This window comes from Geodermatophilus sp. URMC 61 (assembly GCF_052931555.1).
In genome coordinates this window covers 3,332,698-3,357,746 of sequence record NZ_JBRFHZ010000002.1, presented here as the reverse complement: position 1 = coordinate 3,357,746, position 25,049 = coordinate 3,332,698, and the positions used below count along the sequence as shown (strand labels likewise).

Sequence of the window (25,049 nt, the reverse complement as noted above, 5' to 3'; positions counted from 1 at the left end):
CCCGTGCCCGGTGGTGGGGTGCCCGTGCGTGACCTCGCGAGCTCGGTCACGTCTGCGTTCCCCCGTGGTCCGCCGTCTCCTCCCGGTGTGCTGAGCACCGGAGGTCCTCGGGGGGCGTCACCCCCCGGCTGACCACCTCGCCGCACTCGCACACCCACCCGGCGGGGCGGGCGGGGTTGCCCAGGACCAGCTGGTGCGGCTCGACGTCCCGGGTGACCACGGCACCGGCCGCGACCATCGCCGCCCGGCCGAGCACGGTGCCGCAGACGATGGTCGCGTTGGCGCCGATCGAGGCGCCGTCGTGGACCGTGGTCGGGGTGATCGTCCACTCGCCGGCCGAGGCCCGGGGCCGCAGGTCGTTGGTGAACACGGCGCTCGGGCCCACGAACACGTCCGAACCCAGCACGACCCCGGTGTAGACGGAGACGTTGTTCTGGATCTTGCACCGGTCGCCGACCACGGCGCCGGCGTCCACGAAGACGTTCTTGCCCAGCACGCAACCCGAGCCGACCACCGCGCCGTCCCGGACGTGGGCGTGGTGCCAGACCCGGGTGCCCGCACCGACCTGAGCCCCGTCCTCGATGACGGCCGTCTCGTGGGCGGCTGCCGGGTGGCGCGCGGGCTGCTGCGTAGCCGTCATGGTCTCCGTCCGGGTCGGTGTGGCCGGGGTCACAGGTGGACCGGTCGAGGGGAGCGTACGGCGGCGCCGCGCCGACTCCGCCTGGAACGGCGCGCGTGCGGCCGTGCAGCGGGCGTGTCAGGCCCCCGCACCCCGGCCGGACGCCTAACGTCGAGGGGTCCGACTCCGCTCGGAGGACGCCCGTGACCCCCTGCTCTCCCCGGACGTCACCCGCGGCGCGGCGCGGCGCGCTGCTCGCCGGGGCGCTCCTCGCGCTGTCCGGGTGCGGACTGCTCCCGGCGGCCGAGCCGCGTGCCGGGACCGCGCTGACCGGTGTCCTGGACGACGCGGCTGCCGAGGAGGCGATCGCCGGCGCGCCCCCGGGCTCCGCCCTGGCCGCCGTCGGGGAGCTGCAGGTGCGCGGCCGGGCCCCGCGCACCGGCTACGAGCGCGAGGAGTTCGGCGACGGCTGGGTGGACACCGACCGCAACGGCTGCGACACCCGCAACGACGTGCTGGCCCGCGACCTGACCGGCGAGCGGTTCCGGCGCGGCTCCGACTGCGTCGTCGTCTCCGGCACCCTCGACGACCCCTACTCCGGGCGCACCATCGAGTTCCGCCGCGGCGAGGACACCAGCGACGACGTGCAGATCGACCACGTCGTCGCGCTGTCGGACGCGTGGCAGAAGGGTGCGCAGCAGTGGGACGCCGACCGGCGCACCACCTTCGCCAACGACCCGCTCAACCTGCTCGCCGTCGACGGGCCGCTCAACCAGCAGAAGGGGGACGGCGACGCGGCCACCTGGCTGCCGCCGAACACCTCCTACCGGTGCGCCTACGTCGCGCGGCAGGTCGCGGTGAAGACCGGCTACGGGTTGTGGGTCACCCGCGCCGAGCGCAACGCCGCCGCCACGGTGCTCGCCGGGTGCCCGGACGAGCCGCTGCCCGGCGCCCCGTCGGACGGCGCCGAGACCCCGCCCCCGCCGACGGCCTACGCCGACTGCGACGCGGTCCGCGCGGCCGGAGCGGCCCCGATCCGGCGGGGCGAGCCAGGCTGGAACGACGCCTTCGACGGGGACGGCGACGGGCTCGGCTGCGAGTAGGGAACCCCTCGCCCGCGTATCCTGGACGACGGCACGAGCCCCGCCGAGGCCTCGGCACGCTCGCTCACGCAGCCTCGCCGCCGGCGCTCGCCGGCAGCACCCGCGAGACTGCTCCGTCAGCGACCGACGCGAGACCCGGCCGAGCGTGGCCGGGCGATCCCTGGAGCGACATGACCGCCACGACCGGCCCCCGTGTACTGACCGCCGGCGACTTCAAGGTCGCCGACCTCTCCCTGGCCGGCTTCGGCCGCAAGGAGATCCAGCTCGCCGAGCACGAGATGCCCGGCCTCATGGCCCTGCGCGCCGAGTACGGCGACGAGCAGCCGCTGGCCGGCGCCCGCATCGCTGGCTCCCTGCACATGACGGTGCAGACCGCCGTCCTCATCGAGACGCTGCAGGCGCTCGGCGCCGACGTCCGCTGGGTCAGCTGCAACATCTTCTCCACCCAGGACCACGCCGCCGCGGCGATCGTCGTCGGCGACGGCACCCCCGAGCAGCCCACCGGTGTCCCGGTGTTCGCCTGGAAGGGCGAGACGCTGGAGGAGTACTGGTGGTGCACCCAGCGCCTGTTCGAGTTCCGCGACGAGAGCGGGGCCGTCGTCGGGCCGAACATGCTCCTCGACGACGGCGGCGACGCCACGCTGCTGGTGCACCTGGGCACCCGCTTCGAGGCCGACGGCGCCGTCCCGGACACCACCGAGGCCGACTCCGAGGAGTACGGCGTCATCCTCGAGGCGCTGCGCGGCACGCTGGCCGCCGACGCCGGCCACTGGACCCGCATCGGCCAGGGCATCCGCGGCGTGACCGAGGAGACCACGACCGGCGTCATGCGGCTCTACGAGCTCGCCCGCGAGGGCCGGCTGCTGTTCCCGGCGATCAACGTCAACGACTCGGTCACCAAGAGCAAGTTCGACAACCTCTACGGCTGCCGGCACTCGCTCATCGACGGCATCAACCGCGCCACCGACGTGATGATCGGCGGCAAGGTGGCCGTGGTCTGCGGCTACGGCGACGTCGGCAAGGGCTGCGCCGAGGCGCTGCGCGGCCAGGGCGCCCGCGTGATCGTCACCGAGATCGACCCGATCAACGCCCTGCAGGCGGCGATGCACGGCTACGAGGTCGCCACGCTCGACGCGGTGATCGGCAGGGCCGACATCATCATCACGGCCACCGGCAACCGCGACATCATCACCGCCGACCTGCTCGGGCGGACCAAGCACCAGGCGATCGTCGGCAACATCGGCCACTTCGACAACGAGATCGACATGGCCGGCCTGGCCCGCACCCCCGGCATCACGAGGACGACCATCAAGCCGCAGGTCGACGAGTGGCGGTTCGCCGACGGCCACACGATCATCGTGCTCTCCGAGGGCCGGCTGCTGAACCTCGGCAACGCCACCGGGCACCCGAGCTTCGTGATGAGCGCGTCGTTCTCCAACCAGGTCCTGGCCCAGATCGAGCTGTGGACCAACCAGGCGGCCTACGAGGGCAGGACCCCCGGCGTCACGGTGCTGCCCAAGCTGCTCGACGAGAAGGTCGCCCGGCTGCACCTCGGTGCTCTGGGCGTGGAGCTCACCGAGCTGACCAAGGTCCAGGCCGACTACATCGGCGTCCCGGTCGAGGGCCCGTACAAGAGCGACCACTACCGCTACTGAGGAAGGACCCCGCTGCCCCCCACCGCTCGCAGGCTCGCGGCGGGACCCTGCGGCGGGGCCGTTCCGGTACGTCACCGGGCTCGCGGCGGGACCCTGCGGCGGGGCCGTTCCGGTACGTCACCGGGCTCGCGGCGGGACCCTGCAGCCGGGCCGGCGGGGACACCCTTCCGGAGCACTCTCCGGGCGGGTGTCCCCGCTTCTGACCCGGAGCAGCGCAGAATGGTCGCCGTGCCACCCAGCGCTGCCCAGAACGGGACCTCCCGCGGCCGAGTCCTGGTCGTCGACGACGATGCCGCCCTCGCCGAGATGCTCGGCATCGTGCTCCGGCGCGAGGGTTACGAACCGGCGTTCGTCTCCGACGGCAACCGCGCGGTGGCCGTGTTCCAGCAGACCCGCCCGGACATCGTGCTGCTGGACCTGATGCTGCCCGGCCGCAACGGCCTGCAGATCTGCCAGGACATCCGCACGCAGTCGACCGTCCCGATCGTCATGCTCACCGCCAAGGGCGACACCCTCGACGTCGTCCAGGGACTCGAGGCCGGCGCCGACGACTACGTCACCAAGCCGTTCAAGCCGGTGGAGCTGGTCGCGCGGGTGCGTGCGCAGCTGCGCCGCGGCGAGACCGGACAGGCGGAGAACCTGAGCATCGGCGACGTGCACATCGACGTCCCGGCGCACCAGGTCACCCGGGACGGCGTCCCCATCGCGCTGACCCCGCTGGAGTTCGACCTGCTGGTCGCGCTGGCCCGCAAGCCGCGCCAGGTGTTCACCCGCGAGCTGCTGCTCGAGCAGGTGTGGGGCTACCGGCACGCTGCTGACACCCGGCTGGTCAACGTCCACGTGCAGCGGCTGCGCGCGAAGATCGAGCGGGACCCGGAGAAGCCGGAGATCGTGCTCACGGTGCGAGGGGTCGGCTACAAGGCCGGCCCGCCGTGAGCGCGGCTCCCCTGCACCGGCCGTGAGCACCACGCGGCCCGCGCCGCCGACGACCGGCGCGTCGCCAGCGCCGCCGTCGTCCCCGGGCGCCGTCGGCGCGACGCCGGCCGAGGAACCGCGCCGGCCGCTGTCGGCCGACCCCGACGCACTGCGCCGCCGGCTGCGCCGGGGGGCCACCCGGACGCGCCGGCTGGCGCAGCGGCTGGCCGCGCGGGCGGCGGCAGCCTGGCGCTCGTCGCTGCAGGTCCGCATCGGCACCATCACCATGCTGGTGGCCGGCACGGTCGTGGTCATCGTGAGCCTGGTGCTGTTCAGCCAGATCCGCGAGCAGCTGCTGTCGGTGAAGGAGCAGGCGGCGATCGACCAGGTGCAGACCGGGGTCGTCTACGCGCAGAACGAGGTCGCCGGCATCGCCGCCGGTGACGCCGCGAGCGTGCGGGCGACCCTGGACCGGACGGTCAAGCAGCTCAAGGACCGGGGCAGCCCGGCCGGTGACTTCGAGGTCGTCATGGTCTACCGGACCGGCGACTCGGACCGGCCGCCCGCGGTCAGCCAGCGCGGCGTCTACCCGGCGATCCCCCCCGAGCTGCGCGCCGACGTCGCCTCCGGCGGCCAGTACGCGCAGTACGCGATGGTCCCCGACGGCAGCGGTCAGGCCCGGCCCACCTACCTCGTCGGTGCTCCCGTGCCGACCGGCGCGGGCAGCGCCGAGCGGATCGAGCTGTACTACGCCTTCCCGCTCGACCAGGAGGCCGAGAGCCTCTCGCTGTTCCGCAGCACGGTGGTCATCAGCGGCATCGCCCTCACCCTCTTCGTCGTCGGGATCGCCCTGCTCGTGACCCGGCTGGTGGTCGACCCGGTGCGCCGGGCCGCGGGCATCGCCCAGCGGCTGGCCGAGGGGCAGCTCGAGGAGCGGATGGTCGTGCGCGGCGAGGACGACCTCGCCCGGCTGGCGACCAGCTTCAACGCGATGGCCGACAGCCTGCAGCGGCAGATCACCCAGCTGGAGTCGCTGTCCCAGCTGCAGCAGCGCTTCACCTCCGACGTCTCGCACGAGCTGCGCACGCCCCTGACGACGGTGCAGATGGCCGCCGACGTGCTCTACGAGTCCCGCGCGGACTTCCCGCCGCACGTGGCCCGTTCGGCGGAGCTGATGCGCGCCGAGCTCGACCGCTTCGAGGCGCTGCTCACCGACCTGCTGGAGATCAGCCGCTACGACGCGGGGGCCGCCGTCCTCGACTGGGAGCCGACCGACCTCGGCGCGCTCGTGCGCCGGGTGGCGGCCGGGATGTCGGCGCTGGCCGAGCGGCACGGCTGCGAGCTGACGGTGTCCGGACCCGCCCAGGACGTCATCGCCGAGGTCGACGCCCGCCGGGTGGAGCGCATCCTGCGCAACCTGGTCGGCAACGCGATCGAGCACGGCACCGGCAAGCCGGTGGAGATCGCCTGGGCGGCCAATCGGACGGCCGCGGCGGTCACCGTGCGCGACCACGGGGTGGGCCTCTCCTCGGCCGAGGCGCAGCACGTGTTCGACCGCTTCTGGCGCGCCGACCCCTCCCGGGTGCGCACCGTCGGCGGCAGCGGGCTGGGGCTGTCGATCAGCCTGGAGGACGCGCGACTGCACGGCGGCTGGCTGCAGGTGTGGGGGCAGCCCGGCGCGGGCGCGCAGTTCCGGCTGACGCTGCCGCTGGCTGCCGGCACCGACCTCACCAGCTCGCCGTTGCCGCTGCGGCCCGCGGTGCTGCGTCGCCCCGGAGGTGCCGCGTGACCCGCCGCGGCGTCGTCCTCGCCCCGCTGGCGTTGTCGGCCCTGCTCGCCCTGCTCAGCGGCTGCTCGACGGTCCCGACGAGCTCGGCGCCCGTGCAGATCACGCAGGCGCCGCCGCGTGCGGACACCCCGGTCGGCATCGAGCCGCTGTCGCCGGAGCCCGACGCCACGCCGGAGGAGGTCGTCCGCGGCTTCCTCGACGCCGCCGCCAGCACGGTGCGCGGACACCCCGTGGCCCGTGAGCACCTGGCCCCCGATCCGCAGGGGTCGTGGTCGGACGACGCCGGCATCACCCTGCTCGGTGCCGACTACGCCACCGTCACCACCGACGCCGGCACCGTCGTCGTGACCGGCGAGCTGGTCGGCACCATCGACCAGCGCGGCGGGTTCACCGTGGGCGGCCAGGAGGTCTACTCGCGGGAGTTCCGGCTCGAGCAGGTGGACGGCGAGTGGCGGATCAGCGACCCGCCGGACGGGCTGCTCATGCTCGAACCGGACTTCGAGCGGCTCTACGAGCGGCGCGACCTCTACTTCCTCGACCCGACCGGCCGGCGCGTCGTCCCCGACCCGCGCTACCTGATCAGCGGGGAGGCACAGCCGACGGTGCTGGTCGAGCGGCTGCTCGAGGGGCCCTCGGCGGTGCTGGCCGCGGGCGTCGTCAACGAGCTCGAGGGCGCCGCCCTGGGCAGCACGGTGACCGTCTCGGCCCAGGCGGTCACCGTCGACCTGACCGGCGTCGCCGACGCCCCGCCGACCCGGCTCGCGGGGCTGTCGGCGCAGCTGGTCTGGACGCTGGGCCAGCTGAACTCGGTGCGCTCGGTCGAGGTCCTCGTCGACGGGGACCCGCTGCGCCTCGACGGCGTGCCTCCGGTGCAGACGGTCGACACCTGGGCCAGCCTCGACCCCGACGCCGCCCCGGTCGACGCGGTCGGGCACTTCCTCGTCGACGGCGCGCTGTGGACGGCGGCGGACGTCCCGGCGCCGGCGCCCGGACCGGCCGGAGCCGGTGTCTACGGGCTGTCCAGCGCCGCGGTCGCGACCGACCCGAGCACCGGCGAGCTGGTGCAGATGGTCGGGGTGACCCAGCGGGACGGCGTGGCGACCCTGCTCACCGGCTCCTACGGCCGCGAGCTCACCCCGGTGCTGCCCAGCAGCTCGCTGACCGTGCCGACGGTGGCGCCCGCCCGGCAGGAGTTCTGGCTGGTCCGCGACGGCTCGACGGTGGTGCGGGTGACCGCGGGCGGCCCCCCGCAGGCGGTCAACGCCGTCACGCTGCCGGGTCTCGGCCGGGCCACCGCGCTGCAGCTGTCGCCCGACGGCGTCCGCGCGGCCGTCGTGGTCGAGGACGGCCAGCGGCAGAGCCTGTACGTCGGCACCGTGGTGCGCTCGGACGACGGCCCGGTGGCGCTGCGCGACTGGCGCGAGGTGGCCCCAGCGTTGGGCCAGGTGGTCGACGTCGCGTGGCGGACCTCCGGCAGCCTGCTGGTGCTGGCGGGCGACGCCGCCGAGGACCGCACCCTGCCCTACACGGTCGGCGTCGACGGCTGGGACCTCTCGCCGGTCCCCACCGCCGGGCTGCCCAGCCAGGCCTCCGAGGTCGCCGCCGCGCCCGAGCGACCCCCGCTGGTCAGCGCCGGCGGCACCATCTGGGAGTGGCAGGTCGCCGCGGGCACGTGGGTGACCCTGGTCCGCGGGGAGCAGCCGCAGCCGGGCACCGAGCCGTTCTACCCGGGGTGAGGACCCCCGCCCCCGCCCCTCGCGGGCTCGCGGCGGGACCCTGCGAGGGGGCCGGAGGACTGAGACGCCGAGGCTGTGCCTCGGCGTCCACAGATCCCCGGTGACGCTGGGCGCGGCGGACGCAGGCCGCGAGGCTGGACGAGTGGACGGCGGGGTGCTCGCGGCGCTGGCCGACCTGCTGCTGCCGCGCGAGTGCGCCGGGTGCGGCGTGCCGGGCGCCGTGCTCTGCCGGCGGTGTGCCGCGCTGCTGGCCGTCCCGCACCTGGCCCAGCCGCGCCGCTTCCCCGCGGGCTTCCCGCCGACGGTGGCCGCCGGCGCCTACGACGGGCCGGTGCGCCCGGCGGTCAACGCCTTCAAGGAACGCGGCCGCGCGGAGCTGGCCCGCCCGCTGGGTGCCGCCCTGGCGCTGGCCGTCGCTGGTGTGCTCACCGGGTTGGCCGCGCGTCCGGGCCCGGTGCGGCTGGTCCCGGTGCCCAGCAGCCCCGCCGCGCTGCGTGCCCGCGGCCGCGACCACGTCCGGGAGCTGACCGCCCGTGCGGTGGCCGAGCTGCGGGCGGCCGGGGTGCCCGCAGCCGAGGCCCGGCTGCTGCGCCGCAGCGGGCGGGCCGCCGACTCCGCGGGCCTCTCGGCGGCGCAGCGGCGGGCCAACCTGGCCGGGACCTTCGCGTTGCGCCCCGGCTCCTCCGAGCTGCCTGCGCACGCGGTGCTGGTGGTCGTCGACGACGTCGTGACCAGCGGCGCGACGCTCACCGAGGCGGCCGCGGTGCTCGCGTCGGCGGCCGGCCGGGAGGCGCCTCCGGTGCTGGCCGCGGTCGTCGCGGCCACCCCTCGGCGCGCCGTCCCGGGGCGCCCGGCGCGCGTCCGCGGGGGTCCGGCAGATCGACTGTCGGGACCCGGCGACCGGGACTAGCGTGGGTTCGATCACAACCCGAACGACCGGGAGGTCTCATGGAGATCGTGGTCCGTGGCCGGAACGTCGAAGTCCCCGAACACTACCGGCAGCACGTCGAGGACAAGGTCGGCCAGACCGACCGGTTCGACTCGAAACTCAAGATCCTGCGCATCGACGTGGAGCTCTTCCACGAGAAGAACCCACGTCAGTCCGGCAAGTGCCAGCGCGTGGAGATCACTCTGCGCGGCAAGGGCCCGGTCGTCCGCGCCGAAGCGGCCGCGCCCGACTTCTACGCGGCACTGGACCTGGCCGTCGGCAAGCTCGACCACCGGCTGCGCAAGGCCGCCGACCGCCGCCGCGTCCACCACGGACGGCGGACGCCGGCCAGCGTGCGGGTGGGCGGTGGCGCCCCCGGCACCGACGTCGCCCAGTCCCTCGACCGCGACCGGGAGCTCGCGGAGGGACCGCACGTCACCGACCTCGACGAGCACCTCCCCGGCCGGATCGTGCGAGAGAAGCACCACCCGGCCACCCCGATGCACGTCGACCAGGCCCTCCACGAGATGGAGCTGGTCGGCCACGACTTCTTCCTCTTCATGTGCGCCGACACCGGGCTGCCGACGGTCGTCTACCGCCGCCACGCCTACGACTACGGCCTCATCCGGCTCACCGACGCGCCACTGGACGGCGCCGCCGCGCGGCAGTCCGCCCCGTCCGCGGAGCCCGCGGCGGCCCGGGCCTGACACCGGGGCGGGGGTGCGGCGAACCCGCACCCCCGCCCCGCTCAGTCCCCGCGCAGCCGCCCGAAGAGCACCCCGTCGGTCCAGGTGCCGTCCCGATGGTCCAGGCACCCGCGGACGACGCCCTCGCGGAGGAACCCAGCGCGCTCGGCCACCCGCTGCGACGCGGTGTTGGCCACGTCGGTGAACAGGTGCACCCGCACCGCGCCGTGTGCGAACGCCCAGTCGGCCAGCGCCCGGGCGGCCTCGGCGGCGTGGCCCTGACCGCGGGCCCAGGGCGCGACCCAGTAGCCGATCTCGGGCCCGAGCCGCCCGCCACCGCCCTGCAGGTGGTGCAGGCCGCAGGAGCCGACCAGTTCGCCGCGGGCCTCGACCGCGCAAGGCAGATCCCGGCCCTCGGCGCGGCTGCGCACGGCGACACCGGTGACGAACTCCTCCGCGTCGGCCCGCGTGTACGGCTCCGGCAGACTCGCCAGCCAGCGCTTGTTGTCGGGGTCCTGGCAGGCGCGGAACACCGCGTCGGCGTCGTCCGGGCGGAACGGGCGCAGCAGCAGCCGCGCGGTGCGGACCACCTCGGTGGACAGGTCGACGCCGGAGAGGTCCAGGGCCTTCGGTTCTCGGCTCACGGGGTAATGGTCAGGGGTTGCCCAGCACCCGGTCGACCGAGATCTGCAGGACCACCCGCGTCGGGTTCTCCCTGGGGGTGCGGTAGCGCCGGGCGTAGCGGGCCTCGGCGTCGGCGACCGCGGTGGGGTCGTCCCGCACCACCGCCGTCCCCTCGAGGGTGACCCAGCGGCGGCCGTCGACCTGGCACACCGCGACCCGGGAGCGTCCGGCGCGGACGTGCCGGGCCTTGGCCGACGTCCCCGAGGTGATGACCCGGGCGGTGCGGGTGGCCGCGTCGTAGGTCACCCCGACCGGGACGACGTGCGGGCTCCCGTCGGCGCGCAGCGTGGTCAGCGTGGCCAGGTGCCGCTCGGTGAGGAAGGCCAGCAGGTCGTCGGGCAGGTCGTCGAGGTCGTGCGCCACGGGCCGGATTCTCGGCTACCGGATCCCGCGCCGGACACCGCCTACCCTGGAGCGGTGGTGTTCTCGAAGATCCTCCGAGCCGGTGAGGGGAAGACCCTCCGGCGACTGAGCAAGATCGCCGATGCGGTCGAGTCGCTGGCGGACGACGTCGCCGACCTCACCGACGCGGAGCTGCGCGCGAAGACCGACGAGTTCAAGGAGCGCCTGGAGGAGGGCGAGACCCTCGACCAGCTCCTGCCGGAGGCCTTCGCCGTCGTCCGCGAGGCCGCCACCCGCACCCTGGGCCAGCGGCACTTCCGCGTGCAGCTCATGGGCGGCGCCGCGCTGCACCTGGGCAACATCGCCGAGATGCGCACCGGTGAGGGCAAGACGCTGACCGGCGTCCTGCCCGCGTACCTCAACGCGCTCACCGGCGAGGGCGTGCACGTGGTCACCGTCAACGACTACCTGGCCAAGCGCGACGCCGAGTGGATGGGCCGGGTGCACCGCTTCCTCGGCCTGTCGGTCGGCGTGATCCTCTCCGGCGAGCGCCCGGAACACCGCCGCGAGCAGTACGCCTGCGACATCACCTACGGCACGAACAACGAGTTCGGCTTCGACTACCTGCGCGACAACATGGCCTGGAAGAAGGCCGACCTCGTGCAGCGCGGACACCACTTCGCCATCGTCGACGAGGTCGACTCGATCCTCATCGACGAGGCCCGCACCCCGCTGATCATCAGCGGCCCCGCCGGCGACCCGGCGATGCACCGCTGGTACACCGAGTTCGCCCGGCTGGCCCCCCTCATGCAGCGCGACGTCCACTACGAGGTGGAGGAGGCCAAGCGCACGGTCGCCATCACCGAGGAGGGCGTGGAGTTCGTCGAGGACCAGCTCGGCATCGAGAACCTCTACGACTCGGTCAACACCCCGCTGATCAGCTTCCTGAACAACTCGCTCAAGGCCAAGGAGCTCTACCACCGCGACCAGCAGTACATCGTCAGCAACGGCGAGGTGCTGATCGTCGACGAGTTCACCGGCCGCGTGCTGTCGGGCCGGCGCTACAACGAGGGCATGCACCAGGCCATCGAGGCCAAGGAGCGGGTGCAGATCAAGGACGAGAACCAGACGCTCGCCACGATCACCCTGCAGAACTACTTCCGGCTCTACGGGAAGCTCTCCGGGATGACCGGCACCGCCCAGACCGAGGCGGCCGAGCTCTCGCAGACCTACGGGCTGGGCGTCGTCCCCATCCCGACGAACCGGCCGATGATCCGGCAGGACCGCTCCGACGTCATCTACAAGACGGAGAAGGCGAAGTTCGACGCCGTCATCGACGACATCGCCGAGCGGCACGAGGCCGGGCAGCCGGTGCTGGTCGGCACCGCGAGCGTGGAGAAGTCCGAGGTCCTCTCCAAGCTGCTGCTGCGCCGCGGCATCCCGCACGAGGTGCTCAACGCGAAGAACCACGCGCGGGAGGCGCACATCGTCGCCCAGGCCGGGCGGCTGGGCGCGGTCACCGTGGCCACCAACATGGCCGGCCGCGGTACCGACATCCAGCTCGGCGGCAACCCCGACTTCATCGCCGACGAGCAGCTGCGCGCCCGCGGTCTGTCGCCGGCGGAGACGCCGGAGGAGTACGAGGCGGCCTGGGACAGCGCGCTGGAGAAGGCCAGGGAGCAGGTCGAGGCCGAGCACGACCAGGTGACCGAGGCCGGTGGCCTCTACGTGCTGGGCACCGAGCGGCACGAGAGCCGGCGCATCGACAACCAGCTGCGCGGCCGCTCCGGCCGGCAGGGCGACCCGGGTGAGTCGCGGTTCTACCTGTCGCTGGGCGACGACCTGATGCGGCGCTTCAACGGCCCGATGCTCGAGTCGATGATGACCACGCTGCGGGTCCCCGAGGACCAGCCGATCGAGTCCAAGATGGTCAGCCGGGCGATCCTCTCGGCGCAGACCCAGGTCGAGCAGCAGAACTTCGAGGTCCGCAAGGACGTCCTGAAGTACGACGAGGTGCTCAACCGCCAGCGCACCGTCATCTACGCCGAGCGGCGCAAGGTGCTCGACGGCGAGGACCTGCACGTGCAGGTCCGGTCCATGGTCGACGAGGTCATCAGCGCCTACGTCGACGGCGCCACCGAGATGGGTTACGCCGAGGACTGGGACCTCGAGCAGCTGTGGACCGGTCTCAAGGCGCTCTACCCGGTGGGCGTGGACCGCGACGAGCTGATCGACCGCGTCGCCGACGGCGACCAGGCCGGGCTGTCGGCCGACGTCCTCAAGCGCGAGCTGCTCGACGACGTCCACCGGGCCTACGAGGAGCGCGAGGCCGCCCTCGGCTCGGAGGTCATGCGCGAACTCGAGCGGCGGGTGCTGCTCTCGGTGCTCGACCGCAAGTGGCGCGAGCACCTCTACGAGATGGACTACCTGCGGGCCGGCATCCACCTGCGCGCGATGGCCAACCGCGACCCGGTCGTGGAGTACCAGCGCGAGGGCTACGACATGTTCATGTCGATGCTCGACGGCATCAAGGAGGAGTCGGTCGGCTTCCTGTTCAACCTGGAGGTCAAGACCAAGGAGCAGCAGGACGCCGAGGCCCGGGCCAAGCAGGCCGAGGCCGAGGCCAGGGCGCTCGCGGCGGCGCAAGAGGGGACGGCGCGGGTCCTGGCCCGGCAGGCGGCCGCCGCTCGGGCGGCGCAGGCCGCGGCAGCGGCTCCTGCTCCGCCGGTCGCACCCGCCTCGTCGGCTCCGTCGGCTCCGGCGGCGCCTGCGCAGCCGGCCCCCGCCCCGGTGGAGAGCGACGGCGTTGCGCCCGCTGCCGAGGCGGCCCCGGCTCCCGCTCCTGCTCCTGCTCCTGCTCCGGTGCAGCCCCCGGCGCCGGCGCCGGCCCCGCGCCGGAGCTCCCCGGCGCGGCGGCCGCGGCACGCCGCGCCCGAGGCCGTCCCGGCGGCACCCGAGGTGGCGGAGCCGCTGTCCACGGGCACCGGGCCGGAGCTCTCGGTCAAGGGTCTCGACGACCCGCACCGCAGCGACCAGCTCAGCTACTCCGCCCCCGGCCTGGACGCCTCCGCCAAGGAGAGCGGCCGGGCCAAGGCAGCCAAGACCGCGACCGTGACCGGCACCAAGGAGCCGGCTCGCAACGCGCCGTGCCCCTGCGGCTCGGGCAAGAAGTACAAGGTCTGCCACGGAGCGCCCTCGCGCGCCTGAACGCCCCGCGTCGACACCCCCTCCGGCTGCCTGCCGGAGGGGGCGTCGTCGTCGTGGCCCCGTCCCGGGTCCCACCCTGAGCTCTGACGGCCCCCTTGCAGGGTCCCGCCGCGAGCCTGCGAGTGGCGGGGGCGAGGGGTCCTTCAAGAGGAGGACGGTTCTTCTCCGGTGGGGGCAGGGAGGTCCTCTGACGAGGGGTGGGGAGGTCCTCTGTCAGCCGATCTGGAGCGCGGTGCACCGCCACCGGCCGTCGATGCCCTCGAGTCGCGCGGCGACGGCGTGCGCCCGGCCCGACCGGCGGGCCACCGCACTGACCTCGGCGACCCCGTCGACCGGCTCGCAGAGGTGCACCGGTCCGAGCAGCACCGGGGCGGTCCCGTCGGCGCACCAGCGGGGTCGGCGGCCACTGGTGAGCGCCGCGTAGACGCCGAGGGCGGTGAGCGGTTGCACCTGGCTCAGCGGCCGGCGGCCGGTCAGCCCCTCGAGGGTGAGCAGCAGCAGTCGGCGGCCGGCGACGCGCGGGTCGGGGAGGTCCGCCCGGGCCGACCAGGACGGCTCGAAGCCCGGCACGAACCCGGCGGGCGGCTCCTCCGGGCGCGGCCGTGGGCCCGGCCGGTGCGGTGCCCGCGGGACGGCCACACCCGGGAGCACCAGCCGCAGCACCGGCTCGGGGTCCAGCGGCGGCTGCGGCGTCGGGACGACGGTGAGCCGCAGCGGAGCCGGCCGCAGCGGCTGCGAGCCGGCGTCGGTCGCCGTGTCGGTGGTGGTGCCGGTGACGGCGGGCCGGACGGGGGAGGCGGGTCGGACGGGGGACGCGGGCGCGGTCATCAGGAGCTCCGGGGTGCGGGGTGGGCGAGCGGGCGGCGTCAGGACGCCGGGGGCGGGCGCAGCACCTGGCCCGGCAGCAGGAGGTCGGGGTCGGGTCCGATCACGGCGGCGTTGGTGTGCCACCAGGCGTCGACGGCCGTGGCCGCCTCGGCGTCCGTCGGGGTGCCGCCGGTACGGCGGGCGAGGTCCGCGGCGGCGATGTCCCACAGGCACTCGCCGCGCAGGACGACGTGTTCGCCGTGGACCGGTGCCGGCCAGTCGGGCACCGCGGCGGGGGCGCTGGGTGCCGGCGGGGCGGGCGTCGGTGCGGGCGCCTCCGGCCAGTCGGTCACCGGACCGGTGGGGCCCTCGGCGGAGGCGACGGCGACGGCCTGGGGGAGCGCACCCGACGCCGGGGTGCAGCCCGCCACCAGCGGGCCGCTGCTGACCAGTCCGACGCCCAGGGCGAGAGCCGCAGCTCGCCGGGCGCCGGCCGGCAGTAGGCACCGGGTGAGCGCCCGGGCCGTCGTGCCGGCGACCCCCGGCAGCGCCGAGAGCGCGGTGAGGGTCAGGCCGAGGGCGCCCCACAGCCAGACGGCCCAGGCGAGCGCCGCGACGCCGGCGAGCAGGACCGTCTCGGCGCCGGCCGTGTCGACGACGCGCTGCAGGTCGAGGCCGGCGTCGGCCACGGCCCCGAGGTCCGGGGTGACCGCGCGGAGGCCGGCGGCGGCAACGGCCATCGCCGCCGCCGTCCCGCACAGGCGCCGGATCGACATGTCTCCTCCTCGACTGGTCGACAGCTGCTGCGTGACTAAAGCAAGCAAATGCAGTCAAACGCAACGGTGAGCCCACAGTAGTGTGGAAACCGAGGAGGTGGCCGATGCGGTGGGAACGGCTCTTCGCCGACCTGCAGGCGGAGTTCGACGAGGCGGGGGCCGCGGCCGAGCGGGCCGAGGACGCCTCACGCCGGCGGGTCGAGACGGGCGCCGTCCGGCTGGTGGACCGGCTGGCCGGCGCCCTCGACCGGCCGCTGACCCTGCGGTGTTCCGGCGTCGGCGACGTGACCGGTGTCCTCGTCGAGGTGGGCGCCGACTGGCTGCTGCTGACCGACGAGAGCCGGCGGGAGGTGCTCGTGGCGACGTCGACCGTGCGGACGGTCGCGGGGCTGGGACGCGCGACGGCTCCGGCCGAGGACCCTGGTCCGGTGCGCGCGCGGTTGGACCTGCGGCGAGCGCTGCGCGGGCTGGCCCGCGACCGCAGCGTCGTACAGGTCGTCCTGGACGACGGTGCGGCGTACGTCGGCACCGTGGACGGCGTCGGTGCCGACCACGTCGAGCTGGCCGAGCACGCCGCCGACCAGCCGCGCCGGGCGGCGGCCGTCCGCGGGGTGCGGGCGATCGCCCTACCGGCGGTGGCGGTCGTGCGGACGCTGGCACCGGGGCTGGACTGACCGTGCCGCCGGCTGGGGCTCCCCGGGTGGGGCTCGGCCCGGCGGCCGTGGGGGTCAGCCCCGGCTGCGTCCTCCCGGACCGGTCGACGCGTCGTCCTTCTCGGCCTGTTCCTCGGTGGCGGGCTCCGCGGGCACGGTGCCGGCGCGCGCCTCGGCGTACTTCCGCGCGATGAAGCGCTCGAGCTCCTCGTTCTCGACCCGCCACTGGCCGCGGCCGCCGATCTGGATGGCGATCAGCTCCTTGCGGCGCACCAGCGCGTAGGCCTGCGACCACGAGACGTTGAGGATCTCGGCGACGTCGTCGAGGGTCAGGAACCGCGGTGTGGGCATCAGGTCTCCGTCCGGTCCTCGACAGTCTGGCAGCCCCGTCCGGGTGGCATGCGCGTCGTCCACAACCCCGAACGTGTGGACAGCGCCTGCGCGCACCGGCGTCTCTGTCCCATCATCTCCGTCCGACCGTGCGCCCACCCGGGCCGTGCACGGCGTGCGAGCAGATGGAGGGACCGCCGGCTGTGAGCGCCACGCGCCCCGTGCCCACCGCCCCGGGGGCGAGCACCCCGGGCACCGCCGCCCCCGTACCGGGGTCGGCACCGCGACGGGTCCGGCCGCCGCGCTGGCTGGACCTCCGGCTGGTGCTCGGCGTCCTGCTGGTGCTCGGTTCGGTCCTGCTCGGCGCCCGCGTGGTCGCCGCGGCCGACGCGACGGTGCCGGTGTGGTCGGCCGCGGGCGACCTCGCGGCCGGCACCGTGCTCACCGCCGGGGACCTCGTGGCCGTCGACGTCCGGCTGGACGACGTCGCCGGTGCGTACCTCGCGACGGGCACGCGACCGGAGGGTCGGACCCTCGCCCGCGCCGTGCGCAGCGGCGAGCTGCTGCCGCGGACGGCGCTGGAGGAGCCGGCCGAGCTGGTGCAGCTGGCGCTCCCGGTGCAGGCCGGCTACGTGCCGCCGGGGCTGGACCGCGGCCAGGTGGTCGACGTCTACGCGGTGGCCGACCCCGCCGCGGGCGCCACGGGGGCCGGCGACGGGAGCGTGGCCCTCGTCGTGGCGGCGGCGCCGGTGCAGGCGATCTCGGGCCGCACCGAGGGCGTGCTGTCGACGGCCACGACCACCGTGCAGGTCGTCGTCTCGGTGCCGGCCGACCAGGCGCCGGCGGTGCTCGGTGCGATCGGTGGCCGGCCGCTGGTGGTCGTCGTGCACGGTTCGGTGGACGGCGCCGGCGGTGCGGCGTCGGTGCCGACGACCACCGCGCCGTCCGTTGCGCCGACGACCACCGCGCCGTCCGTTGCGCCGACGACCTCCGCGCCCGCGCGGTCGACCTCCGCGCCCGCGCGGTCGACCTCCGCGCCCGCGCCGTCGGCTCCTGCGGCGGCCCCGTCCGTTGCGGAGTCCGCCCTGCCCGCGGCCGGCGCTGCCGGGCCGGCCCCCGACGCGGCCGCACCGTCGCTCCCGCCCTCCGCCGCCCCGCCGTCCGAGCAGGGTGGCGCGGCGCCCGGGGTCGCGCCGACCGGGACGCCCTGATGGCGCTGCAGGTCTTCACCGCCGTCACCGGTGCCGGGTGGGAGTCCGCACTGGTGGGTGCCCTCGACCGGGCCGACCACGGTGTCACCGTCGTCCGCCGGTGCGTGGACGTCTCGGAGCTGCTGGCCGCCGCGGCCACCGGGACCGCGCAGGCCGCGCTCCTGTCGGCCGACCTGCGCCGCCTCGACGAGGACGCGGTCGCCCGGCTCGCGGCGGCCGGTGTGGCCGTCGTGGGACTGGTCGACCCGGGCGACGAGCGCGCCACCGACCGGCTCCACGGCCTGGGGATCGGCCGGGTCCTCCCGGCCGACGCCGAGCCCGAGGCCATCGCGCGGGCACTGCGTGAGGCGGTGGCCGGTGGCCCGTCCGCCGGCCGCGGCATCGTCGACCCACGGGTCGCGCTGCCCGCGCACGGAGTGCCCGAGCCGACGCCGGAACGGCCGGCCGGCCGCGGCCGCGTGGTCGCGGTCTGGGGGCCGACCGGCGCACCGGGTCGCACCACCGTCGCCGTCGGCCTCGCCGACGAGGCCGCCCGGCTGGAGGTGTCGACCCTGCTGGTCGACGCCGACGTGTACGGCGGCGTGGTCGCTCAGGTGCTCGGGCTGCTCGACGAGTCGCCCGGGCTGGCCGGCGCGGCGCGGCAGGCGGCCGCCGGCACCCTCGACGAGGCGACGCTGGGCCGGCTCGCCTGGGCGGTGCGCCCGCGGCTGGGTGTCCTCACCGGGTTGGCGCGCGCGGACCGCTGGCCCGAGCTGCGGCCGCACGCCGTGGCCGCCGTCCTGGAGGAGGTGCGCCGCAGCACCGAGCTCATCGTGGTCGACTGCGCCTTCAGCCTCGAGGAGGACGAGGAGCTGTCCTTCGACACCGCGGCGCCCCGGCGCAACGGCGTGACGCTCACCGTCCTGGAGGCTGCGGACACCGTGCTGTGCGTCAGCGGGGCGGACCCCGTGGCGCTGCAGCGCAGCATCCGGGCCCTCGGCGAGCTGCGCGACGTGCTGCCCGACGTCGAACCGGTCGTGGTCGTCAACCAGGTGCGACGCGGACCGGTGCCCGGCGACCCCCGCCGCGAGATCGGCGACGCGCTGGAGCGCTTCGCCGGCCGCGAGGTGGGCTTCTTCCTGCCCGCCGACCGACGCGCCACCGACGCGGCCCTGGCCGAGGGACGCACGCTGGCCGAGGTCGCGCCGTCCTCTCCGCTGCGTACGGAGCTGCGGGCGATGGCCGCCGCGCTCACCGGAGTGCAGGTGCCCGCGTCCGGCCGGGGGCGCCCGCGACTGCGCCGACGGGCAGGCTGAGGCGACGGGTCCCACCCCGCTCGGGGCTGTCCGTGCGGTGTGCCGCGTCGTAGCGTGAGGCAACCAACCGGGAGGAGACCGAAGGTGGAGCGCCTGACCACCCTGGACGCGTCGTTCCTCTACCTCGAGCGGCCGGACAACCCCATGCACGTGGCCGGCGTGCTCGTGCTCGAACCGCCGACGGGGGGCCTGGACGCGATCGCCTCGCTGATCGAGGCCCGGCTCCCCCTGGTGCCGCGCTACCGGCAGCGGGTCCTCGAGGTGCCCGGGCACCTGGCCAACCCGGTGTGGGCCGACGACCCCGACTTCGACGTCGAGTACCACGTGCGTCGGTCCGCGGTACCCCGGCCGGGGACGCAGGCCCAGTTGTTGGACCTCGTCTCCCGGGTGGTCGCCCGCCCGCTGGACCGGGGGCGGCCGCTGTGGGAGGTCTATCTCGTGGAGGGCCTCGCCGAGGGCCGGGTCGCGGTGGTCACGAAGACGCACCCGGCGCTGGTCGACGGGCTGGGGGCGGTCGACATCGGCCAGGTCCTGCTGGACGACTCGCCGGACGCGACGGTCCCCGCGCCCGAGGAGTGGCGACCCCGCCGCCTGCCCGGGGTCCTGCAGCTGGTGGGCGAGGCCGTGGCGGAGTACGTGGCGCGCCCGACGGCGGCCGTGGAGACCGCGCGGCACGCCGTCACCGACGCGCGGGCCACCGGCGCGCGACTGAGCAGCGCGGCCGAGGGTGCCGTGCGGGCGGCGCGGTCGGCGCTGTTCCCGGCCCCGCACAGCCCGCTCAACGCGACGCTCGGCAGCCAGCGCCGGGTGGCGGTGGCACGGGCCGATCTCGACGACGTCAAACGGGTCCGCAAGGCGCTCGGCGGAACGGTCAACGACGTGCTGTTGACCGTGGTGACCGGAGCACTGCGCGACTGGCTGCTGTCGCGGGGCCAGGCGGTCCTCGGGTCGACCTCGGTGCGGGCGCTGGTGCCGGTGTCGGTACAGGGCGACGAGGAGGAGTCGCCGGGCACCCGGGTGTCGAGCTACCTGGTCGACCTCCCCGTCGGCGAGCCCAACCCGCGGGTGCGGCTGACGCGGCTGAGCTACGCGATGCGCGGCGTGAGCCAGCACGGCCGCTCCGTCGGCGCGGACGCGCTCATCGCGCTCACCGGCTTCGCCCCGCCCACGCTGCACGCCCTCGGCGCCCGGGCAGCGCGTGGCCTGTCCCGCCGGATGGCCAACCTGGTGGTCACCAACGTGCCGGGGCCGCAGGTGCCCCTCTACGCCGCAGGCGCCCGGATGCTCGAGGTCTTCCCCGTGGTCCCGCTCGCCCCGGGGCAGGGGTTGTCGGTGGGCGTCACCAGCTACGACGGCTGCGTCTACTTCGGACTGAACGCCGACCGCGACGGCGTCGGGGACGTCGACGTGCTCGCCGACCTCATCGAGCAGGAGCTCGCCGTCCTGGTCGAGACCGCGGGCTGACCCGCGGCCGGCGGGGCCGTGCTCGCGCCGGGATACCGTCGTGCGTCCCCGCGGCACGAAGGAGCCAGCCCCGTGCGTGTGTACCTGCCCGCCACGACGAACGTCCTGCGGACGCTCGTGGACGAGGGGCGCCTGACCGGGCCGCTCACCGCCTTCGCGGTCACCCCGGGTCTGCGCGACTTCTACACCCTCAGTGACGCCGGGGCCGACGAGGAGGAACTGGAGTACGCCGCCCTCCTCGCGGCCGCGCGGGCCAGCCTCCGGCTGATCGACGTCGACCCCTCCGCGGCTCGCCGCCGGGTGGTGCTGGCCGCCGACGTCCCCGACTCCGCGGTCGCCGAGGTCGAGGACCCGGACGCCGACCGCGGCGCCGTGCGCATCACCGGGAACGTGGCCCTGGCCGATGTCGCCAGCGCGCACGTCGACGGCGCGGAGGCCGAGGACGACGTCCGGGCGGCGGTGGGCGTCGTGCTCGAGGCCGACCTCGGCAGCGAGGACGCCCAGTTCGTCGTCGACCAGGCCGAGGGTCACGAGCTCGCCTGGTACGCCACCCAGGAGATCGGGGCGCTGCTCGAGCTGCTGTGACGCGGGGACGGGCGACCGGTCACCACGCTGCACCGCAGGCTCCGTTGCCCACCGTGGCCGGGACCCGGTCCAACGGCGGGTCACGCCGGGCGACCTGCACCCGCTGGGCCGTACCCGCCACCACCAGCCAGCCCGAGCCGGGGCGTGCGGGGACCGGTGTGCGGGGGAGCCGGGTGCCGAGCAGGTCGGCGTCCCCGGGAGCCGGCGACAGCAGCAGGCCGCTGCGTCGCCGTCGCAGCGCGGGCACTGGACCCCGGAAGGCCGCTGACAGCTCGGCCGCCGTCCCGGCCACGAGGAGGACGACGTCCGGGACGGCCCCGGCCGCGGTGAGCGCGCCGAACACGGCGGAGTCCACCAGGTCGGCGGAGTCGTCGACGACCACGGCGCCGGGGGTGGCGCGCGGTCCGGTGAGCCACTCCTGCCAGCCGGCGAGGTCCGTGGCGCCCAGCCGGCGCAGGCCGGGCATGGCACCAAGCGAGGCGCGGTCCGGATCCCGGACGACCTGCAGGACCGCGGCCCCCGCGGCGGCGAGGTGCCGCGCCCAGCTCGCCAGCGCCGTGGTGCGCCCGCTTCCGGGCGGCCCCGCGACGAGCAGACCGCCGGTGCGGGACAGGTCGACGGTGAGCACGGCGCCGTCGTCACCGCCGGGCCCGACCGGAAGCAGCAGCGGGTACCCGCTGTCGGTCGGCCCCGGCAGCCGCAGCAGGGGGGCGGCCGGGAGCTCGGGGATCGCCAGCGGACGCCCGTGGTGGGGCGTGTGGGGCCAGGTCGGGGGCAGGTCGCGCGGCAGGACGAGCTGGCACTCCCGGGCCTCCTCGCCGACCAGCGCCCGGCCGGGTGGCCGGTGTCCGGGTACGTCTCTCGCCGGGATGCCCGCGACGGCGTAGTCGGTGCGGTCGGGCAGTGGCAGGACCAGCCGGGTGCCGACGGCGTTGGCCAGCCGGCCGCCCGGGACGGCGCGATCGGCGGTGAGCAGGCTCGTCAGCCCGGCTGCTCCGCCGTCCCGGACCAGGCGCAGCAGCGCCGCCGACCCCCGGCCCGGGTCCGACTCGTCGAGCTGGGTCATGACCGACTCGACGCCGTCGACGAGCAGCATCAGGTGCGGGCGGGGTCCACCGGCTGGTGCCGCCCGCCGTGCCGCCACCTCGTGCGCCAGCCGGTCGAGCAGCCGTACGGTCCGCAGGGCGTCGTCCCCGCCGACCACGGTGCCGGTGTGCGGCAGACCGGTCACCACCGCGGACAGCCCGCCGCCACCGTGGTCGAGCACGTGCACGTGCAGCTCGTCGGGGCCGAGCGCGGTGACCGCCTCGGCCAGCGCGGACCGCAGGAACGTCGTGCGCCCGCTGCGTGGGCCACCGACGGCGAGCCAGCCGCCGGCTCGGTCCAGGTCCAGCTCCAGCGGCTCCTGGGTCTGCGCGTCCGGGTGGTCGAGCAGTCCCAGCAGCAGTCGGGGGCCCGCACCGTCCCCCGCGCGGTCCCGCAGGTCCGCGGCGGACAGCCGGTCGGGCAGGGCGGGCTGCCACGGCCGGTGCGGCCGCGGCAGCCCCGTCCCATCGGCCCGGCACGCCAGCTCGGCGGTCAGCCGGGCCAGGTCGCTGGACCCGGGCGGCACCTCCTCCACCACCGGGTCGGCGGGTGCCGGCCACCGCCACGGGGCCACCTGCGGCCCGGTGTCCCGGACGCCGCGCGGCCCGCCGCTGACGCGTGCCGCCTGGAACGGCACGGGGGCGCCGCCGCCGGCCCGCAGGTACCCGCGGCCGGGGACGTCGACCGGCAGGACGGCGGCGTGTGCCGAGCCGAGCACGTCCCGCGACTCGGCCTCGTCGGTGGTCCGCAGGCAGATGCGCAGCGTGCAGTTGGCGCGGATCTCCGGAGAGACGACTCCGGCGGGTCGCTGGGTCGCCAGCACCAGGTGCACGCCGAGCGAGCGACCCCGCTGGGCGATGCCGACGAGCCCGGCGAGGAAGGCCGGGAGCTCCTCGGCCAGCCCGGCGAACTCGTCCACCACGATCACCAGGCGGGCCAGCTCGACCGCGTCGGGCAGGGCCGCCAGGTCGGGGACGCCGTGGGCGGCGAGGAGCTCCTCCCGGCGGGTGAGCTCGGCGGTGAGCGACCGCAGCGCCCGGGCCGTCGTCGCGCCGTCGAGGTCGGTCAACAGGCCGACGGTGTGCGGGAGCTCGGCTGCCTCGGCGAACGCCGCTCCGCCCTTGTAGTCGACGAGCAGGAACGAGCACCGGTCCGGCGCGTGGGTCAGGGCCAGGGCTGCGATCAGCGTCTGCAGCAACTCGGATTTGCCCGAGCCCGTGGTCCCGGCCACCAGCACGTGCGGTCCGTACCGGCACAGGTCGACCGACAGGTCCCCGGTCGCGGTGCGGCCCAGGGTCGCGACGAGCGAGTCGCGCGCCCGGGACCACCCGCCGACCGCGGCAGCCGCCAGGTCGAGCAGCCGGACCTGCCTGGGGAGGGCGGCGTCCGAGGCAGCGGGCGCCAGCACGGCCAGGTCGCGCGCCAGCTGCGCGGCCACCGCCGGCGTCAGCCGGTCGGCGACCGCGACCGGCTGCTCGCCGGCAGCGGAGCGGAGCAGGGTCGCCCGTTCGCCGGTCTCCCCGCCGAGCAGCAGGACGGCCTCCCCGAGCCCGGGGAGGTCCGCCGCGGAGGGCGCGCAGCCGAGGACGACGACCCGGACGGCGTGCGCACGGCGCAGCGCGGCCAGTACCCGGGGGCCGACCGGCCGGTCGACCAGCACGGCGACCCAGCCGGGTGCACCCTGCTCGCCGCCCGCTGGCCGGGATCCGAGGGCGGCGGTGAGCCACCGGAGGGTGTCCTCGTCGGGATCGTCGGCCGGGGGAGCGGTGCGGACGTGCACCGACGCCGCGGCGAGGTGCGGCAGCCACCGCAGCCAGGCCCAGTCGGCCAGCCGGTCCGGCGTGGTCAGCAGGGCCAGCTCCACCTCGCCGGGCGCGTGCAGCGTCGCGAGCTGGCCCAGGATGCCCGCGAGGACGCCCACCGCCGGCTCGCGCGGACCGGCGACGCCCAGCCCCCCGGTGGCGGCCAGCCCGACGACGACGGGCACCCGCTCCGACGGCTCGAGGCCACGGGAGCCGTCGGAGCCCACCCGCACCACGCGGGACTGCCCGGGGCCGGTGCCGATCCGCACGGCCAACGCGTCGGCGTCCCCTCGGCGTCGCTGCCACAGGTCGGTGGACCGGCGGCGCGCCGCGGTGGTCAGGGTGGCCAGGTCCGGGGAGGCGGCCTCGGCCGCGCGTTCGTCGGCGCGGAGGGCGGCCGCCAGCCGTTCCTCCGCCGCGGCCAGCTCCGCGGCGTGGGCAGCGCGGGCACGTCGCGTCGTGCGCCGGCCCGACCACCGGTCCGAGAGCCACGTGCCCACGGCCACCAGCGGGCTGAAGAGGGCGAAGAGGACGAAGTGCGGAGCCTCGAGCGCCCAGGCCAGCGTCGCGCCGCCGACCGCGGGGAGGGCCACCGCCACCCACGCCAGCCGTCGGGGCGGTGCGGGGGCGGGCGCGCTCGGGAACGCGATCTCGACGTCCTCGCGCGGCCGGTGCAGGCGCGGGTGCGGACGCAGCTGCAGCCGTCCACCACCTCCGGGCCGGACCGCGGCGCGGGCGCTGCCCGGTCCCGTCGTCCGCAGCGTGCTCGACCCCAGCCGGAGCGGTGTCCCGGACGGCCACGGCCGCGACCGTTCGTCGAGGGGCGCGCCGTCCAGCCGGCTGCCGTTGCTGGAACCCAGGTCGCGGACGGTGAGGTCACCGGCGCCGACCTCGACGAGGACGTGCCGCCGGGACACGTCGGGGTCGGTCAGCCGGACGGTGGCGTCGCTGCCGCGGCCGACGACGTGCCGGCCGCGGTCCAGGGCGAGCGCCGTCCCGGCGTCCGGGCCGGCCACCACGTGCAGCTCCAGCGCGCTCGACCCCGCCGCGGCGCCTGGGCGGGGGCCGGGCCGGCCGAGGCCCAGCAGTGCCCCGTGCAGCAGCGCCGGGTCGGTCAGCGGGAGGTCGGGAGCCAGCCGGGTGCTGCCGGACCACAGCTCCGCGGACGGCAGGCGCAGCGCAGCGGCCAGCGGTGGGAGGACCGCGCCGAGCCGCTCGTCGTCGCAGGCCGAGACCGCCACGTCGAGTGCACCGCTGGGGGTGACGAGGGTCCAGCAGCGGGTCGCGGGGGAGGGGGCGGGCACGTCCCGACCCTGGCGCCCGCGCTCCGCCGCCCGGGGTCCGCCCACGGACCTGTGGGCGGCGGGCGGGGCTGT

General features: G+C 75.9%; 20 protein-coding genes. 13 read left to right on the top strand and 7 right to left on the bottom strand.

Annotated elements, in window-relative coordinates; translation table 11 throughout:
• Nucleotides 1-46 precede the first annotated feature (46 nt).
• Entirely contained in the window at nt 47-640 is a 594-nt protein-coding gene (locus ACU610_RS15605) for an acyltransferase (protein ID WP_446768619.1), read from the bottom strand.
• Between the two features lie 182 nt (nt 641-822).
• Between ACU610_RS15605 and ACU610_RS15600 the strand changes: the two genes are divergently transcribed.
• The 7 genes from ACU610_RS15600 (at nt 823) to hpf (ending at nt 9,452) form a co-directional block, all read left to right on the top strand.
• Nucleotides 823-1,722 (top strand): GmrSD restriction endonuclease domain-containing protein, encoded by a 900-nt coding sequence (locus ACU610_RS15600; RefSeq protein WP_446768618.1) that lies wholly within the window; start codon nt 823-825, stop codon nt 1,720-1,722.
• Nucleotides 1,723-1,892: 170 nt separating this feature from the next.
• On the top strand, nt 1,893-3,377 hold the full coding sequence (gene ahcY, locus ACU610_RS15595) for an adenosylhomocysteinase (RefSeq protein ID WP_446768617.1): 1,485 nt from the start codon (nt 1,893-1,895) through the stop codon (nt 3,375-3,377).
• A gap of 228 nt (nt 3,378-3,605) precedes the next feature.
• Nucleotides 3,606-4,313, top strand: a complete 708-nt coding sequence (mtrA, locus tag ACU610_RS15590) for an MtrAB system response regulator MtrA (RefSeq protein ID WP_446768616.1) — start codon at nt 3,606-3,608, stop codon at nt 4,311-4,313.
• A gap of 22 nt (nt 4,314-4,335) precedes the next feature.
• Nucleotides 4,336-6,081, top strand: a complete 1,746-nt coding sequence (gene mtrB, locus ACU610_RS15585; RefSeq protein WP_446768615.1) for an MtrAB system histidine kinase MtrB — start codon at nt 4,336-4,338, stop codon at nt 6,079-6,081.
• Nucleotides 6,078-7,817 (top strand): LpqB family beta-propeller domain-containing protein, encoded by a 1,740-nt coding sequence (locus ACU610_RS15580; RefSeq protein ID WP_446768614.1) that lies wholly within the window; start codon nt 6,078-6,080, stop codon nt 7,815-7,817. Before mtrB ends, ACU610_RS15580 begins: the two co-directional genes overlap by 4 nt.
• 142 nt (nt 7,818-7,959) lie before the next feature.
• Nucleotides 7,960-8,727 (top strand): ComF family protein, encoded by a 768-nt coding sequence (locus tag ACU610_RS15575; protein WP_446768613.1) that lies wholly within the window; start codon nt 7,960-7,962, stop codon nt 8,725-8,727.
• 38 nt (nt 8,728-8,765) lie between these two features.
• Nucleotides 8,766-9,452, top strand: a complete 687-nt coding sequence (gene hpf, locus ACU610_RS15570) for a ribosome hibernation-promoting factor, HPF/YfiA family (protein WP_446768612.1) — start codon at nt 8,766-8,768, stop codon at nt 9,450-9,452.
• Between the two features lie 41 nt (nt 9,453-9,493).
• Here the strand turns inward: hpf and ACU610_RS15565 are convergent, their stop codons facing one another.
• Together ACU610_RS15565 and ACU610_RS15560 are read right to left on the bottom strand one after the other, a co-directional pair.
• Nucleotides 9,494-10,075, bottom strand: coding sequence for a GNAT family N-acetyltransferase (locus tag ACU610_RS15565; protein WP_446768611.1), 582 nt, complete (start codon nt 10,073-10,075; stop codon nt 9,494-9,496).
• A gap of 10 nt (nt 10,076-10,085) precedes the next feature.
• On the bottom strand, nt 10,086-10,478 hold the full coding sequence (locus ACU610_RS15560) for a pyridoxamine 5'-phosphate oxidase family protein (RefSeq protein ID WP_446768610.1): 393 nt from the start codon (nt 10,476-10,478) through the stop codon (nt 10,086-10,088).
• 54 nt (nt 10,479-10,532) lie between these two features.
• On the opposite strand from ACU610_RS15560, the gene secA reads away from it, so the two are divergent.
• Entirely contained in the window at nt 10,533-13,664 is a 3,132-nt protein-coding gene (secA, locus tag ACU610_RS15555) for a preprotein translocase subunit SecA (protein WP_446768609.1), read from the top strand.
• 213 nt (nt 13,665-13,877) lie between these two features.
• On the opposite strand, the gene ACU610_RS15550 is transcribed toward secA, so the two are convergent.
• Nucleotides 13,878-14,492 carry an Rv3235 family protein gene (locus ACU610_RS15550; RefSeq protein ID WP_446768608.1) on the bottom strand — a complete coding sequence of 205 codons (615 nt, stop codon included), beginning with the start codon at nt 14,490-14,492 and terminating at the stop codon, nt 13,878-13,880.
• Between the two features lie 38 nt (nt 14,493-14,530).
• A complete protein-coding gene (locus tag ACU610_RS15545) occupies nt 14,531-15,247 on the bottom strand; it encodes a hypothetical protein (RefSeq protein WP_446768607.1) in 717 nt (238 codons plus the stop codon).
• 104 nt (nt 15,248-15,351) lie between these two features.
• On the opposite strand from ACU610_RS15545, the gene ACU610_RS15540 reads away from it, so the two are divergent.
• Nucleotides 15,352-15,921 carry a hypothetical protein gene (locus ACU610_RS15540; protein ID WP_446768606.1) on the top strand — a complete coding sequence of 190 codons (570 nt, stop codon included), beginning with the start codon at nt 15,352-15,354 and terminating at the stop codon, nt 15,919-15,921.
• Between the two features lie 54 nt (nt 15,922-15,975).
• On the opposite strand, the gene ACU610_RS15535 is transcribed toward ACU610_RS15540, so the two are convergent.
• Nucleotides 15,976-16,251 (bottom strand): helix-turn-helix domain-containing protein, encoded by a 276-nt coding sequence (locus tag ACU610_RS15535; protein WP_446768605.1) that lies wholly within the window; start codon nt 16,249-16,251, stop codon nt 15,976-15,978.
• Between the two features lie 182 nt (nt 16,252-16,433).
• On the opposite strand from ACU610_RS15535, the gene ACU610_RS15530 reads away from it, so the two are divergent.
• The 4 genes from ACU610_RS15530 (at nt 16,434) to ACU610_RS15515 (ending at nt 20,785) form a co-directional block, all read left to right on the top strand.
• Nucleotides 16,434-17,441, top strand: a complete 1,008-nt coding sequence (locus ACU610_RS15530) for an SAF domain-containing protein (RefSeq protein WP_446768604.1) — start codon at nt 16,434-16,436, stop codon at nt 17,439-17,441.
• Complete coding sequence (locus ACU610_RS15525; protein WP_446768603.1) at nt 17,441-18,736, top strand: AAA family ATPase; 1,296 nt, start codon at nt 17,441-17,443, stop codon at nt 18,734-18,736. The genes ACU610_RS15530 and ACU610_RS15525 overlap by 1 nt, the downstream gene beginning before the upstream one ends.
• Nucleotides 18,737-18,820: 84 nt before the next feature.
• Nucleotides 18,821-20,200 (top strand): WS/DGAT/MGAT family O-acyltransferase, encoded by a 1,380-nt coding sequence (locus ACU610_RS15520; protein WP_446768602.1) that lies wholly within the window; start codon nt 18,821-18,823, stop codon nt 20,198-20,200.
• A gap of 72 nt (nt 20,201-20,272) precedes the next feature.
• On the top strand, nt 20,273-20,785 hold the full coding sequence (locus tag ACU610_RS15515) for a DUF6912 family protein (protein WP_446768601.1): 513 nt from the start codon (nt 20,273-20,275) through the stop codon (nt 20,783-20,785).
• A gap of 19 nt (nt 20,786-20,804) precedes the next feature.
• Here ACU610_RS15515 and ACU610_RS15510 read toward each other — a convergent pair whose 3' ends face one another.
• Nucleotides 20,805-24,977: an FtsK/SpoIIIE domain-containing protein gene (locus ACU610_RS15510; protein WP_446768600.1), complete on the bottom strand. Its 4,173-nt coding sequence runs from the start codon at nt 24,975-24,977 to the stop codon at nt 20,805-20,807.
• Nucleotides 24,978-25,049 lie beyond the last annotated feature (72 nt).